This is a genomic window from Allotamlana fucoidanivorans (assembly GCF_045788535.1).
Taxonomy (GTDB): domain Bacteria; phylum Bacteroidota; class Bacteroidia; order Flavobacteriales; family Flavobacteriaceae; genus Allotamlana; species Allotamlana fucoidanivorans.
Genome location: NZ_CP074074.1, coordinates 121,014 through 135,986, shown reverse-complemented (window position 1 = coordinate 135,986; position 14,973 = coordinate 121,014). Strand labels below are relative to the sequence as shown.

Below are 14,973 nucleotides of genomic sequence, written 5' to 3'. Positions count from 1 at the left end.
TTTGGCATGTTATGTGATTAATAGAAATCATAGAGCATCTTATAAGGGGAAACCTGCGTATATTAAAGAGACGCTATTTTATTAAATTTATATCTACCAGACTGCAACTATGAATAGATTAGTATTAGTATTATGTTTTATGATGAGTGTATGTTCTGCCAAAGCTCAGAATTTCAGTACACATCAGGTAAAACAAGGAGAAACTATAGAAAGTATTTCAAAACGTTATTATGTAACACCTTTTGATATTTATAAGTTAAATCCGGATGCCAAAAAAGGATTAAAACCTAATACCATTCTAATTATACCAATTTCGGCAGCTAATAAACCAAAAGTGACGGTTTCAAAAGAGCTTCAAGGGTTTAAAGAGCATAAAACCAAAAAGAAAGAAACCCTTTATAGTTTAGCACAAGCGTATAATGTTGAAGAAGAGGATATAAAGAAATACAATAAGTTTCTTTATGCTAATCCTTTAAGAAAAGGGGATAGACTTCAAATACCCGTTTTTAAAATAACCGAAGTTGTTGAGAAAGTAGAAGCTACTAAACAATATACTGTAAAAGCAAAAGAGGGGAAATGGCGTATTGCATATAAATTTGGCATTACTATAGAAGAATTGGAAGCGTTAAACCCTGATTTGGAAGGTGGTTTAAAAGTGGGACAAATAATAAATGTTCCTAATCTTGAGGCTTCAGAACAAAACGTAGTAGATGATACATACAGTTATTACAAAGTATTACCAAAAGAAGGCTTTTATCGTTTAAAGTTAAAATTAGGTTTAGAGCAAGCTGAGTTGGAAAGGTTAAACCCAGGGTTGGAGGAGTCTGGTTTAAAATCAGGAATGATACTAAAAATACCGTTTTCTGATGCGGTAAGTCCATTGGTGGAGGGCGAAGCAAAACCTGTAAATTTATTGGATAGTCTTTTTACGGTAACTGAAAAGCATTTGGTTTTAATGTTGCCGTTTAGAGCAAATCGTGTTGATTTTGATTCAATTTCAGACATAGAACGCAGCATAAGAAAAGACCCTTATTTAAATGCTTCCTTAGAGTTTTATTCGGGTGTGCTTTCAGCGGTTGATTCTTTAAAAAAAATGGGCGTTTCTTTGAAGCTGGATGTTTACGATACGCAAAATCAAGTGAGTGAGGTTTCAAAGATTTTACGTGGACATGATTTTGATAACATAGATGCTGTAATAGGACCTTTAACGCCCAATTGTTTTGATAAGGTAGCATCTGAACTCAAATTACTAAACGTCCCTGTGGTATCGCCCATAGGAACTAATGTCAAGCTATACGATAATGTGTTTCAGTCTAGACCATCTGATGATTTACTCAAGCGTAAGGTGGTTAATTTTGTAAAAACAGATTCCACAAGTCATATTGTAATCATTTCAGATTCCAATAATACAAATGTTGCTAATGAGTTAAAAAGAGAATTTCCAAGAGCATCTCAGGTAAAATCTAGAAAGAATAAGGAAACAGGTAAAGATGAATTTTTTGTAACTCGAGGAGACATTGAAGCGGCACTTAAACCTGGGAAAAATTTGGTGTTTTTAGAAACTCAAAAAGAAGGCTTTGCTTCAAATGTAACAAGTATTCTAGCGTCATTAATTAGAGGAGAAGATAAAGAACATCAGCAAGAAGCTATAGATGTTGTTTTGTTTACAACAAAGATAAATGCGGCTTTTGAGGGAGATCAGGTTAATAATACACACTTATCTAAGTTACAATTTCATTTTGCCTCAGTAGCAAAAGAGTATAATGAAAATGATACTAATTCGTTTGTAACATCTTATATCAAGACCAATAATATTTCACCCAATAAAAGAGCAGTAAAGGGCTTTGATCTCACTATGGATGTAGTATTGCGTTTATTGGCTTTTGATGACCTGTATTTGTCTGTTAATAAGGCGCCTCTAACCGAGTATGTTGAGAATAAATTTGCCTACAAAAAGAAGTTGTTTGGTGGTTACTATAATGATACGGTATACTTGGTTAAGTATAATGATTTAACTATTGTTGAGGTTGAACCGTAGGAGTACATTTGGCTGTAAATAGGTCTGTCTCCCCATGAAAAACTTGAACACGAGAGCGTATAAGTGAGTTTGTAGCTATGTTACCTGATAAAAATATACTTATAGAACTGGCTAACGCTAAAATGCCCTTTGGAAAATACCAAGGGCGTTATTTAATTGATTTGCCCGAATATTACGTAGTATGGTACCGCAATAAGGGTTTTCCAAAAGGCAAACTGGGTAACCAGCTGGAACAAGTTTATGAATTAAAACTCAATGGGCTTGAGGATTTAATTAGGAATATTCAAAAACAAAACTTGAAATTAAGGTAAAAAACATAAAGAGTTTACTTCTTGCTTTTTTGTGTTTTAAAGTTTTTAAGAAAACCCAGAGATGTTAGAGTTAAAGAGGAAAAGTTGTTTTAAAAAATGGAATAATAAGAAATGCCCAAGGTTACCTTGGGCTTTTTAATTTTGTTGTCTTGTTAACTATTGTTTCTTCTTTTTACCTTTTTCTTTACCCTTTCCCCAATTAGTTTGTAGTTCTTCTAAAGTAACTTCTCCATTACTATCTGAATCTAAATGCGCAAAGTTTTTCTCTAAGCGTTCCTCAGGTACCTCATTTTTTCGCTTGGCAGATTTAAACTCTTCTAGCGAGATAGTTCCGTTTTTGTCGGCATCAAATCTTTCAAGCATTTTGTCAAAGTTAGGTTCTTTCTTTTCTTGAGCTTGAATGGAAGAAAAAGCGAAGAAAACTAGAGCACATGCTCCCAATTTTAAAATTGAATGTTTCATTCTTTTTAATGAATTAAATTGTTAATCTGAACTTAGACTCTTTTTTTACAAAATAGTTTAATGCACTATTGAATATTTTTCAACCCTTCATAGACAACAATACTAACGGCATTGGCCAGATTTAAACTCCTAACTTTTTTTGAATACAAAGGAATTTTAAACAATTTGTCTTGATGCTTATTTAATAAAGGTTTGGGTAGGCCAACAGATTCTCTACCAAAAACAAAAAACATATTATCTTGAAAATCAATATCCCAGTGGTTTTGTGTGCCGTGGCTAGATAAGAATACCATAGTTTTATCTTTGTGTGTGGCGAAAAAGTCTTGAACATTTTCATAGTAAAACACAGAAAGATGTTGCCAATAATCTAATCCAGCACGTTTTAATTTGCTGTCGTTAATTTCAAATCCAGTAGGTTTAACAATATGCAAGTGTGAACCTGTTGCCAGTGCTAATCGTCCAATATTTCCAGTATTATTAGGTATTTCGGGTTCAATCAGAACAATATTAAAAGGCATGGTAGTAAATAGAATTAGTCAACCTTGTAAATGAGTTTCATGGTAATAGATGCCGTTTTTTCCTTTGAAGACGTATTGTAAACACCACCCCAAGAATAGTTTTCATTGGAATTCTGACCTGTAATTTGAAAGATGCCCATATTGGCGCTTACTAAATCATTCAATTTTGCTCCTGAATTTTCGGCAATGCGTTTAGCACGAAGATTAGCATTTTCAGTCGCTTGTGCTATCATTTCTATTTTTAAATCTTCTAGTTTTGTGTAATAATACCGCGGCGCTATGGAATACAGTTGAATCCCTTTGTTTAGTAAATCGGTAACTTCTCTTGAAATCGTTTCAACCAATTCTACAGCTTTTGAATCTACGTGAACGGTTTGCATTAAGGTATAGCCAATAAAAGTTTCACCCAAATATTTACCATTTTCAGAGTAATTGGGTTTGGTGTTTTTTTTCGTTTCAACGGCACTAAAAACAATCACACTATCGGGTAATCCATTAGCTTTTAAATACTCTAAAATAGTAATTCTATCTTGTTTTAATTTAGAATATCCATCTTTTAAAGATAGGTTGCTTTGTGAAAATTTAGCCTCCCAAACAATAAGATCTGATGTAAAGTCTGTTTTTCCTAATCCAGTAACAGCAATGGTACCATCTTTTTGATTTCTATTTACTACGGCATTACCAAAAATAAAAGCGGCAGTTATTATGGCCACGGCAAAAATGATAGCAGTAAAATGGTTTTTCATAGTAAATAGGTTTTAAGGTGTTTAAGAAATTACTTTTTTTACAAAATCACCGATATGCTTAGTACCTGTGCTTGTAAGGTGTTTAATAAACGCACTTCCAATAATAGCTCCTTTAGTGTATGTAGTAGCAGTAGTAAATGTTTTGTTGTCTGAAATCCCAAAACCTACAATTTGCGGGTTTTTAAGATTCATATTTGATATACGCTCAAAATATTCGGTTTGGACATCACCAAAACCAGACTGGCTTCCTGTAACACTAGCGGTACTTACCATGTAAATAAATCCGTTAGAAACAGCGTCAATGTATCGTATGCGTTCCTCACTTGTTTGCGGTGTTATTAAAAATACGTTTACTAGTCCGTACTTTTCAAAAATAGCCTGATACTTTTCTTGGTACACATCAACAGGTAAATCTGGAAGGATTAGGCCATCAATGCCTAATTCCTGACATTTTTTACAAAAGGCTTCCACACCATATTGGTATACAGGGTTAAAATAGCCCATAATAATTAATGGAATACTTACTGTTTTCCTAATGTCTTTAAGTTGACTAAACAGCACTTCGGTAGTCATGCCATTTTTTAAAGCCGCAGTAGAGCTGTCTTGAATAGTAGGGCCATCAGCCAACGGATCACTAAAAGGCAATCCAATTTCAATCATATCAACACCATTTTTTTCTAAATCTTGTATGATAGAAACGGTGTCATTTAAATGAGGATATCCTGCAGTAAAGTATATAGATAATAACTTTTTGTCTTCTTGTAATTTCTTTTGAATACGATTCATTTCAGTCGTCAATTTTGGGCGTTACCACAAGGGTCGGGCTTTCACTACTTGCTCCTTCCTTTGTCTGGGAGCTCATACAGGCCGTTCAATCCCTAACGCAGGGTAACTCGTTTAAATTTTAAAATACTCAATATAGTTTTGTAAATCTTTGTCACCTCTACCAGATAAACTCATTACTACAACGTCATCAGGTTTAAATGTTTTATGTTTAAAAATAGCAAGAGCATGTGAACTTTCTATGGCAGGAATAATACCTTCAAGCTTACAAAGTTCAAGTCCGGCCTTCATAGCATCATCATCTGTTATTGCCATAAATTCAGCGCGCCCTGTTTTGCATAAGTGCGCATGCATGGGGCCAACACCAGGATAATCTAAACCTGCCGAAATAGAGTAGGGTTCGGTAATTTGACCATCTTTAGTTTGCATTAATAAGGTTTTACAACCGTGAATAATACCTTCCTTCCCTAAAACAGATGTTGCAGCACTTTCGCCAGAATCTACACCTAAACCAGCCGCTTCAACCGCAATAATATTCACATCTTCTTCATGTAAATAGTGATAATAAGTACCTGCCGCATTACTTCCGCCACCTATACAGGCTACCACATAATCTGGGTTTTCTCTACCCTCATGTGTTTTAAGTTGCGTTTTAATTTCTTCTGAAATCACAGCCTGAAAACGTGTTACCATATCAGGATAGGGGTGTGGACCAATTGCAGACCCAATGATGTAATGTGTGTTAACGGGGTTGTTAATCCAATCGCGGATAGCTTCGTTAGTAGCGTCTTTTAACGTACGACTACCCGATAATGCAGGCACAACTGTAGCACCTAGCATTTTCATTCTTGCAACGTTGGGCGCTTGTCTGGCAATATCAATTTCGCCCATATAAACAATACATTCTAAGCCCATAAGTGCACAAACGGTTGCTGTGGCAACACCATGCTGACCAGCACCTGTTTCGGCAATAATTCTGGTTTTACCTAAACGTTTGGCCATTAAAATCTGACCAATGGTATTGTTTATTTTATGAGCGCCTGTATGATTTAAATCTTCACGTTTTAAATAGATCTTTGTGTTGTATTTTTCAGAAAGACGTTTTGCAAAATATAAGGGAGAAGGACGCCCAACATAATCCTTTAAAAGCTGATCAAATTGTTTTTGAAAATCTGGTTCAGCCATGATTTTTAAATAATTTTGACGCAATTCTTCTACATTAGGGTATAGCATTTCTGGAATAAATGCACCTCCAAACTCACCATAGTATCCTTTGTCGTCTACATTGTAATTTTGCATTTTTTTATCACTCAATTTATTAATAAACTCTTTTAGTGCGGATATGTTTTTTAATCCAGGTTCTTTTTCAAATTTACTATTAACATCAATGGCATAGCAGTATTTTGAAGCCTCACTAGCTTTAAATTGCTTTATCTCATCTACTTGATCTAGGCCAATGCCACCACTTAAAAAAAATGGTTTTGTTGATGGATAGTGGTTTAAAAGGCTCCAATCAAACTGATAGCCGTTTCCGCCAGGTAACTTCCCTTTAGTGTCAAATAAAAAGTAGTCACAAACATTTTCAAAAGCTTCTAGTATCTCAAAGTTAAACCCATCTAGTACAGAAAATACTTTAATAAGTTCTATTGGTCTAGATAGTAATGTGGTAGATTGTAAAATACTGCAAAAATAAGGTGATTCTTCGCCATGCAATTGCACGGCGTCTAGCTTAAATTCGTTAACTTTTTGTATAATTGTGCCAACTTCTTCATTCACAAAAACACCTACTTTTTTTATGTTTTCAGGTAGTTCTGGAATTTTAGTGTCAAAGTGTCTCGGGGTTTTCTTGTAAAAAATAAAACCAAGATAATCAGGCTGCAATGCCGCAACTTGCGCTATATTATCTTGATATTTCATACCACAAACTTTTAATTTCATCGTTCTAAATCTTTTATGAATTGCGTTGCACTATGTCCTGGATTTTCTGTTTTCATGAAATTCTCACCTATTAAGAACCCTTGATAACCATAAGGTTGTAAGGTCTTAATGGCTTCTATATTACTAATGCCGCTTTCTGATACTTTTACAAAATCATCAGGTATTAGTTTGCTGAGATTTTTACTGGTATCTAGGCTTACTTCAAAAGTTTTTAAATTTCTATTGTTTACGCCAAGCATATCTAAACTCGGCATGATAGATTTATGGAGTTCCTCTTCATTATGAACTTCTAAAAGCACATCAAGATTCAGGCTTTTTGCAAATTCTGAAAATTGTTTGATTTCATCCCGTGATAAAATGGCTGCAATGAGTAAAATAACACTAGCTCCATAAGCTTTAGCCTCTAGAATTTGATAGTTATCTATAATAAATTCTTTTCTTAATAACGGAAGTTGACAGCTTGCTCTAGCGGTTAATAAATCGTCCAGCGAGCCACCAAAATATTTGCCGTCGGTTAACACAGACATGCCACAAACACCAGCATCTTCATAACCTTTTGCTACATCCTGCACATTAAGTTCGTTATTAATAACTGATTTTGAAGGTGATCGTCGCTTATGTTCTGCAATAATACCTGATTTACTATGTCTAAGATTATTTGCTAAAGAAATAGTAGGACTTTCAAACAGAACAGATTGTTCTAATTGAGAAACAGGAATTAATCCTTTTCTTAGGGTTACTTCTTTACGTTTGTCTAAAGTGATTTTATCTAATATATTCATGACTTACTTAACTCTATCAATGTGTTTAAACTCTCTTTTGCTCGCCCTGAAAACAGGGATTCTTTAGCTAGCTCAAAACCTTCTTGATGTGATATTTGTTTTGCAGTAGCAATGGCCAATCCTGCATTGGCACATACCACATTATTTTGTTCCTCTGTTCCTTTTGCACTAATAATATCAACAAATATATTGGCAGCATCTTTTACCGTGTTACCTCCAAAAATAGCTTCTTGTTTTACAGGCTTTAATCCTAAATCTTTTGGAGTAAAAAGTTTTTCAGTATGATTTGAAATAATTTTAGCCTTCCCTGTTAATGAGATTTCGTCGTAACCATCTAAAGCAAAAACAATATTGTAGTTTTTATCGGTATTTTGATATATAAAACTGTAAAGACGCAAAAGTTCTAAACTATAAACCCCAAGCAGTTGATTTTTTGGAAACGACGGATTTACCATGGGACCTAACATGTTGAAAAAGGTTTTTACACCTAATTCTCTTCTTATTGGAGCCACATTTTTCATAGCTGGATGAAACAGTGGCGCGTGTAAGATACAAACCCCAGCTTGGTCTAAACAGCGTTTTAAGAAGTCTTCATCATTAGAAAATTTTACACCCAGGTATTCCATAACATTAGATGAACCCGAGGTAGAAGACACTCCATAGTTACCATGTTTTGAAACATGAACACCAGCACCAGCTGTAATGAAGGACGATAGTGTAGAAATATTAAACGTATTTTTTCCATCTCCTCCAGTACCTACAATGTCAACGGTATTAAATTCACTAAGATTGATAGGAATACATAATTCTAAGAGCGCATCTCTAAAACCTTCTAACTCCTCAAGAGTAATGCTACGCATCATATAGATGGATAGAAAACAAGTGATTTGACTTGGATTATACATGTCATTTGATATATTAACAATGACTTGTTTGGCCTCTTCTCTTGATATGGTTTCGTGATTTATGAGTCTGTTTAAAATGTCTTTCATTGTCTTTTCAACTAATGGTTAACCCAATTTTCTAATATTTTTTTACCTTCTGGGGTTAAAACAGATTCTGGATGGTATTGTACGCCTCGAACATCAAAGGTTTTATGTCGTAAAGACATAACTTGTCCGTTTTCATCAAAAGAGGTAGCCTCTAAACTATCAGACAAGTCTGAGTTTACCACCCAAGAATGGTAGCGTCCTACTTCAATATCATGTTCTAGTCCGTCAAAAATGTACTCATCATTTACGGTAATATTAACATGGGTGGCAACACCATGATATACATCATCTAAATTGACTAAAGTAGCACCAAACACTTCTCCAATAGCTTGTTGACCCAAACACACCCCAAAAATACTTTTTGTTGCAGCGTATTTCTCGATAATGGGCTTTAGCAAACCCGCTTCATCAGGAATACCAGGGCCTGGAGATAGTAATATTTTATGGAAAGGTTCAACATCTTCTAAACTTAATTTATCATTTCTTACAACGGTTACCTCACAATTTAAGTCTTCTAAATAATGTACAAGGTTGTATACAAAACTGTCGTAATTATCTATAACTAATACTTTTTTCATGTTAAATGTCTTCTGCTAATTTAATCGCTTTGGTTAGCGCTCCTAACTTATTATATACTTCTTGAAGTTCACTTTCTTGATTAGATTTTGAAACCAATCCAGCCCCAGCTTGCCAATTTAGTTTATAATCTTTACTTAAAAAGGTACGTATCATAATAGCGTGGTTAAAGTTGCCATCAAAATCCATAAATCCAATAGCGCCACCGTAATACCCTCTGCTGGTTTTTTCATATTGTTCAATAAGTTGCATGGCTCTATGTTTTGGAGCACCACTTAAGGTTCCCGCCGGAAAAGTGTCTGCCACTACTTGCATGGTTGACGTGCTTTCGTGTTTGTGCCCTGTAACTTTACTTACCAAATGAATAACATGTGAGAAAAACTGAACTTCACGATAGGTTTCTACTTTTACTTGATTCCCATGCCTGCTTAAATCATTGCGAGCCAAATCAACCAGCATCACATGCTCGGCATTTTCTTTATCATCATTTTTTAAGTCTTCAGCAAGGACAGCATCTTTTTGATCATCACCCGTACGTTTAAACGTCCCTGCAATAGGGTGAATTTCGGCTAAGCCATTTGTAACAATAAGTTGGGCTTCTGGTGAGCTTCCAAAAATTTTAAAATCACCATAATCAAAATAGAATAAATAAGGAGACGGGTTGATACTTCTTAAAGCCCTGTAAATATTAAAGTCATCTCCTGTAAATTTTTGAGAAAAGCGTCTAGAGAGTACTAGTTGAAATACATCACCGCGATTACAGTGTTTTCTAGCTAATTCTACATGTTCTTTAAACTCATCATCTGTTAAATTTGACTGGATGTTACCTTCGGCATTGAATTTATATGAAGCAAAATTTTGGACGTTAATCAGCTTATCAATGGCATCAATATTGTTTTCGGCACCTTCAAAACAGTGCGCAAAAATATAAGCTTCATTCTTAAAATGATTAATAGCAATGATATTTTGATACACTGCATAAAACATGTCTGGTATGACTACCGAGTTGTCTTTTTTGCCAATTTCAACATCTTCAAAATAGCGAACCGCGTCATAGGCTGTATACCCAAAAATACCATTGTTAATGAACTTGAAATTTTCTTCAGATTTAGTGTCAAATCGTTTCGTAAAATTATAAACTTCATCAACAACATTTATATCGTCAGTAATATTCAGTTCTGTTGTGCTGCCGTCTGGAAAAGTCTGTGAAATCACTTCGTTTTCAACCTTTATAGAAGCAATAGGATTAAAACAGATATAAGAAAAGTTTTTGTGATTTCTGTGATAATCACCACTTTCTAAAAGTATGCTGTTAGGGTAGTTATCTCGAATTTTGTAATACACCGTTACAGGGGTAATGGTATCTGTTAATATGCGTTTATGATGCGTATAAAGACTAAATTTTTCCATATGTTTTTATAAAAAAAGGCTTGTCGTGAATGACAAGCCTTTTTGATATTTTAATTTTTAAATATACTAGGGTTTTACTTCACGAATTTTAGTTTCGAAAGCACCACCACCAAGTATAATTTAAAATAGCGTTCATATTTTGAATTTTTCTGTGTCAAATATAGAAATGAAAATATGATTTCACAACACTTTAAATCATTTTTTTAATTAAATCTTTGTTAAACTAGAAGATTTTCAAAGAAGTATTATATAGTTTTATACTTATGAAGTTAAACGTATTAATTGTTGTCATTTTGTTAATGGCAGGTTGCCAAAACAAAAAGAAATTTGTTGAAGTTATCGATGAATCATCTCAACTTGTTATAAATGATAGTCAGGTTAAAAATGATATAGAACTTGAGGTTTATGATTTTGAAGGCTTTAAAACGTTTTTAAACAAAAAAGATAACACGGTTTATGTTATTAATTTTTGGGCTACATGGTGTGCTCCCTGCGTGAAAGAGTTGCCTTATTTTGAAACATTAGATAAAGCATACAGAGATCAAGATGTTAAGGTTATTTTGGTAAGTTTAGATTTTCCGCATCTGTATGATAAAAAGTTGAAACCGTTTATTGAAAAAAATAAATTAACATCAAAAGTTATAGCCTTAGATGATGTTGATATGAACCATTGGATTCCACAAGTTGATAAAAATTGGTCAGGCTCCATACCTGCTACTATCATATATAAAAATGATAACCGAAAGTTTTATGAGGATTCTTTTACCTATGAAGAATTAGAAGTGGAATTAAAACATTTTCTAAACTAAACCATATAATTATGAAGAATACACTTAAATTAATTGCGGCAGGACTTATAGTTTTGGTGCTTAGTAGTTTTACCATGTTTGATGGATATAAAATTGGTGATGTAGCTGAGGATTTTTCACTGAAAAATATTGATGGTAAAATGGTTTCAATGGCGCATTTTAAAGATGCTAAAGGGTTTATTATAACCTTTACTTGCAATACCTGTCCTTATGCTGTTATGTATGAAGATCGTATTAATGCATTGAACAAGAAATATGCTCCTTTGGGATACCCTGTAATTGCAATTATGCCAAACAATATCGTAATAAAGCCAGGTGACGCCTTGCCTGAAATGAAAAAACGAGCTCAAGAGAAAGGATTTACCTTTCCTTATTTAATTGATGAAAATCAAGACGTTTTTCCTAAATATGGAGCAACAAAAACACCGCATATGTTTGTGTTAGAAAAGACCGATAAAGGTAACGTGGTTAGATATATAGGCGCCATTGATGATAATTACAAAGATGCGTCTGCTGTAACTACAAAATATGTAGAGAATGCGGTTGATGCTTTGTTAGAAGGTCATGAAGTTCCTGAAAAAGAAACAAAAGCCATTGGTTGTACCATAAAAGTCTAAAAATAAAAAAGGTTATTTTATAAAAAGTCTAAAGCTGTAATACTTTAGATTTTTTTTCGTCTATAACTGAAGTTGTATTAATTTTGTAATTTCAAATCAATTCAAATACATGGAAGATTTAACACAAGAAGAGTGGGCAGAGCAATTGGCAAATGATGATAATGCCGTGGTTTTAGATGTAAGAACGGATGCCGAGGTAGCCGATGGTATTATACCTAATGCCATTCATATAGATATTCAAAAAGGTCAAGGGTTTATTGCTGAAATTGATGAACTTGATAAAAGTAAAAGCTATTATGTGTATTGTCGTTCAGGAAATAGAAGTGGGCAAGCATGCCACATTATGGAGCAACTTGGGTTTGAAAAAGCGTATAACTTAGAAGGCGGTATGCTTCAGTGGACTGGAGATGTTGTTGATTTAGAATAAAAATAAGGTTATGAGAAGAAGCTTAAAATATCTGTATGTCTTGCTAAGTTTAGGCTTCTTTGGGTGTAATCAACTGGCATCCCAAGATGGTGTTTTTAATGTTACGGCAGAAAAGTTTAAACACTTAACAAGTCATAAATCTGTTTTAGTTGTTGATGTGAGGACTCCTGAAGAATTTGAAGAAGGCCATATACCAAATGCTATAAATATTGACTTTTTGTCAAAAGATTTTAAGCCAACCATAGAAAAACTAGATAACAAGCAACCCGTATATATTTACTGTCGTTCAGGAAGGCGTAGTAGTAAAAGTACTGTTGACTTTAAGAAGGCTGGATTTTCTGAAATTTATAATCTACAAGGCGGTATTCAAGAATGGAAATCGCTCAAATTTCCTATAAAACATTTGGAGTAATTATTGCTTTTTTAGTCTTAATTTCCTTACTTCTCGTTTTTATTGCTACAAAAATTGTATATTTAAGAGTTTCAAACTTGATCTCTATGCTAATTTGGGTAATTTAATCTCATTTAGTATTATTTCTTTTCCCCCATTATTATTTATAACCAACTATATAAAAGTTATATAGTTAATAACCAATCAAAATTTATAATTATGATTAAAAAGACTATGACAATTTTTTTTGTAACGCTATTTATTTGCGGTACAAATGTATTATTGAATGCCCAAGCGGATTCTAAAGATTACATTATGATGGAAAGTGTTTTGATGACTCCAGATAACTCAAATTTAAAAGTTTTAGGAGAAAACATGAGAAAGCATAACGCAAAGTATCATAAGGATGGTCCTTATAAGGCTAGTGTATATACAATTTCAACAGGACCTAATACGGGAAAAATAGTATGGATGATGGGGCCTTTGATGTATAAGCATTTAGATAGTAGACCAGAAGAAGGTGGTCATGATGAAGATTGGAGAGATAATGTTATGCCATACATAAAAAAAATTCATACAGCAGAATACTGGCGAATGGATGACAAGGTATCCAATATGTCTATGATGGATGGTGATAATTCAAAATATCCTATAATTTATGTGAGATATGGTGAAATTGATGAGGATCATGGTTATGCGCTTGATTCCTTTTTTGAAATGGTAGGAAAAACAGTAAAAGCAATGGATGGAGAAAATCCATGGGGCCTTTATTATAATGAGTTTAGGCAAGGTAATTTAGGAAGGCACCTAGCGTCAGTTAGCTTCTTAAAAAACTGGGCAGAACTGGATGATGAAAGGGTGTTTAAAAAAACGTTTGAAGAGACCATAGGGAAGAATAAATGGCAGAAGTTTATGGATATGAGTGATGGAGTTTTTTCAAATAGTTGGGATGAAATTTGGACGTACAGTGCTCATATGAGTGGAAAATAAAGGTTACATCTTTTACAGCCAATAAGGAGTCAATAAAGTGTAGTTTAAGGTTCATTTCTTGTATACATTTTAGCCTTTTGTTTGTCTTTTTTTAGAAATAAACTTTATAACTAGTATTTTAGTCATTCACCTTTTTTATTTTAATCACACCTATCTGGTTTTATATCTTTGACAGTAGAATCACTATAAATTATTTTTTTCATAAATTTATAGGTCTTTTTTACAGTTTAATTAAAAATTAGTTAAGAGATATGGATAATGGTTATGTTATTTTAGGAATTGTTGCTTTGTTATTTTTAAGCATGTATGGCTATTCTTATTATTCAGTGGCAAGAGAAAAAATGAGGGAGAATAAAAAGAAGAAAATGGAATTGGAAGAAAATGAGCTTAGAAGAGAAAGGCGTTTAAAACATCAAGCCATCATTGACGAAAAAGTAAGAAAGTTTAATGAGCGCAAACAAAAAATTCAAGAAGAGTTGAGCTTGTTAGAAAAGATGAAAGAAAAACAACAAGCGGGGTAAATTTAAACTTGCACTTGCAAAAAAACCATCAAAAGTAATATTTTGATGGTTTTTTTATAAAGTCAAAAAGCATAGTTGTTTTTAAAAAAAATTAATTCAACATGTTTTTTAATTCATTGATTTTAAAGCAGCGTTCAGAACCTAAATAGTTGGGGTCACCCAAATCTTCATACCAAAAGCCATCTAGAAAGTTTTTGGTCAGGCATTTATATACAACAACACCCTTGTAGATTGTGTTATTCTCACCAAGATACTGAAAATTGATAACCAAAATATTATCCTTGTAAAATCCAATTCCTGTTTGTGTTTGGGTATTATTAATTAACCATGTGGCAACAACTCTATTGTGCGCATCTGTATCCAAATTTAAGGTGCCAGTGTATGTATTACCCGTATCATTTTGGTTTGTGCCTACAATGCGGTAATCGCCACGAATACTTTTAAGGTTCATTATTCAATGCATTAAAAAAACCCTCATAAACATTAATGTTTTGAGGGTTTTTGGTGGAGTCGGAGACTATTGAATTTAACATACTTTAACATTATTAAATATAATTAACAAACCTCTAAACCCTTTGTTTTACTTCGTTTTTTATGTTTTAATATAATTTTGATTTATATTTGATGATAGGTAAATTATCCACTAAATTATCAACTGAATT

Annotated in this window: 18 protein-coding genes and 1 pseudogene; 8 read left to right on the top strand and 11 right to left on the bottom strand. The window is 33.4% G+C overall.

The features are described 5' to 3' along the window. Nucleotides 1-109 precede the first annotated feature (109 nt). Together KFZ70_RS00745 and KFZ70_RS00740 are read left to right on the top strand one after the other, a co-directional pair. Nucleotides 110-2,038 (top strand): LysM peptidoglycan-binding domain-containing protein, encoded by a 1,929-nt coding sequence (locus KFZ70_RS00745; protein WP_139696456.1) that lies wholly within the window; start codon nt 110-112, stop codon nt 2,036-2,038. A 77-nt stretch (nt 2,039-2,115) separates the two neighbouring features. Continuing rightward, nucleotides 2,116-2,349 carry a DUF3820 family protein gene (locus KFZ70_RS00740; protein WP_139696454.1) on the top strand — a complete coding sequence of 78 codons (234 nt, stop codon included), beginning with the start codon at nt 2,116-2,118 and terminating at the stop codon, nt 2,347-2,349. 156 nt (nt 2,350-2,505) lie between these two features. On the opposite strand, the gene KFZ70_RS00735 is transcribed toward KFZ70_RS00740, so the two are convergent. The 10 genes and pseudogenes from KFZ70_RS00735 to KFZ70_RS00690 form a co-directional block, all read right to left on the bottom strand. Continuing rightward, nucleotides 2,506-2,811 (bottom strand): EF-hand domain-containing protein, encoded by a 306-nt coding sequence (locus KFZ70_RS00735; protein ID WP_139696452.1) that lies wholly within the window; start codon nt 2,809-2,811, stop codon nt 2,506-2,508. 65 nt (nt 2,812-2,876) lie between these two features. After that, nucleotides 2,877-3,329, bottom strand: coding sequence for a tRNA (cytidine(34)-2'-O)-methyltransferase (locus KFZ70_RS00730; protein ID WP_139696450.1), 453 nt, complete (start codon nt 3,327-3,329; stop codon nt 2,877-2,879). 14 nt (nt 3,330-3,343) lie between these two features. Next, entirely contained in the window at nt 3,344-4,075 is a 732-nt protein-coding gene (locus KFZ70_RS00725) for an SIMPL domain-containing protein (RefSeq protein WP_139696448.1), read from the bottom strand. Nucleotides 4,076-4,096: 21 nt separating this feature from the next. Further along, nucleotides 4,097-4,861 (bottom strand): tryptophan synthase subunit alpha, encoded by a 765-nt coding sequence (trpA, locus tag KFZ70_RS00720; RefSeq protein ID WP_139696446.1) that lies wholly within the window; start codon nt 4,859-4,861, stop codon nt 4,097-4,099. A 111-nt stretch (nt 4,862-4,972) separates the two neighbouring features. After that, nucleotides 4,973-6,157, bottom strand: a complete 1,185-nt coding sequence (gene trpB, locus KFZ70_RS00715) for a tryptophan synthase subunit beta (protein WP_317128547.1) — start codon at nt 6,155-6,157, stop codon at nt 4,973-4,975. Nucleotides 6,158-6,235: 78 nt separating this feature from the next. After that, a pseudogene (locus tag KFZ70_RS00710) lies at nt 6,236-6,775 on the bottom strand (phosphoribosylanthranilate isomerase); the annotation flags it as partial. Between the two features lie 17 nt (nt 6,776-6,792). Beyond that, nucleotides 6,793-7,578, bottom strand: coding sequence for an indole-3-glycerol phosphate synthase TrpC (gene trpC / locus KFZ70_RS00705; protein ID WP_139696442.1), 786 nt, complete (start codon nt 7,576-7,578; stop codon nt 6,793-6,795). After that, nucleotides 7,575-8,570, bottom strand: coding sequence for an anthranilate phosphoribosyltransferase (trpD, locus tag KFZ70_RS00700; protein WP_139696440.1), 996 nt, complete (start codon nt 8,568-8,570; stop codon nt 7,575-7,577). Before trpD ends, trpC begins: the two co-directional genes overlap by 4 nt. A gap of 11 nt (nt 8,571-8,581) precedes the next feature. After that, a complete protein-coding gene (locus KFZ70_RS00695; RefSeq protein ID WP_139696438.1) occupies nt 8,582-9,148 on the bottom strand; it encodes an aminodeoxychorismate/anthranilate synthase component II in 567 nt (188 codons plus the stop codon). Nucleotide 9,149: 1 nt separating this feature from the next. After that, on the bottom strand, nt 9,150-10,556 hold the full coding sequence (locus tag KFZ70_RS00690) for an anthranilate synthase component I family protein (RefSeq protein ID WP_139696436.1): 1,407 nt from the start codon (nt 10,554-10,556) through the stop codon (nt 9,150-9,152). 263 nt (nt 10,557-10,819) lie between these two features. On the opposite strand from KFZ70_RS00690, the gene KFZ70_RS00685 reads away from it, so the two are divergent. The 6 genes from KFZ70_RS00685 (at nt 10,820) to KFZ70_RS00660 (ending at nt 14,311) form a co-directional block, all read left to right on the top strand. Next, complete coding sequence (locus KFZ70_RS00685) at nt 10,820-11,365, top strand: TlpA disulfide reductase family protein (protein WP_139696435.1); 546 nt, start codon at nt 10,820-10,822, stop codon at nt 11,363-11,365. A gap of 11 nt (nt 11,366-11,376) precedes the next feature. Then, nucleotides 11,377-11,982, top strand: coding sequence for a thioredoxin family protein (locus tag KFZ70_RS00680; protein WP_139696432.1), 606 nt, complete (start codon nt 11,377-11,379; stop codon nt 11,980-11,982). A gap of 109 nt (nt 11,983-12,091) precedes the next feature. Continuing rightward, nucleotides 12,092-12,409, top strand: coding sequence for a rhodanese-like domain-containing protein (locus tag KFZ70_RS00675; RefSeq protein WP_139696430.1), 318 nt, complete (start codon nt 12,092-12,094; stop codon nt 12,407-12,409). Nucleotides 12,410-12,419: 10 nt separating this feature from the next. Next, nucleotides 12,420-12,821, top strand: coding sequence for a rhodanese-like domain-containing protein (locus KFZ70_RS00670; RefSeq protein ID WP_139696428.1), 402 nt, complete (start codon nt 12,420-12,422; stop codon nt 12,819-12,821). Between the two features lie 198 nt (nt 12,822-13,019). Then, a complete protein-coding gene (locus KFZ70_RS00665) occupies nt 13,020-13,790 on the top strand; it encodes a hypothetical protein (protein WP_139696426.1) in 771 nt (256 codons plus the stop codon). A 251-nt stretch (nt 13,791-14,041) separates the two neighbouring features. Next, entirely contained in the window at nt 14,042-14,311 is a 270-nt protein-coding gene (locus KFZ70_RS00660; protein WP_139696424.1) for a hypothetical protein, read from the top strand. Between the two features lie 91 nt (nt 14,312-14,402). On the opposite strand, the gene KFZ70_RS00655 is transcribed toward KFZ70_RS00660, so the two are convergent. After that, nucleotides 14,403-14,762: a hypothetical protein gene (locus tag KFZ70_RS00655; protein ID WP_139696422.1), complete on the bottom strand. Its 360-nt coding sequence runs from the start codon at nt 14,760-14,762 to the stop codon at nt 14,403-14,405. Nucleotides 14,763-14,973 lie beyond the last annotated feature (211 nt).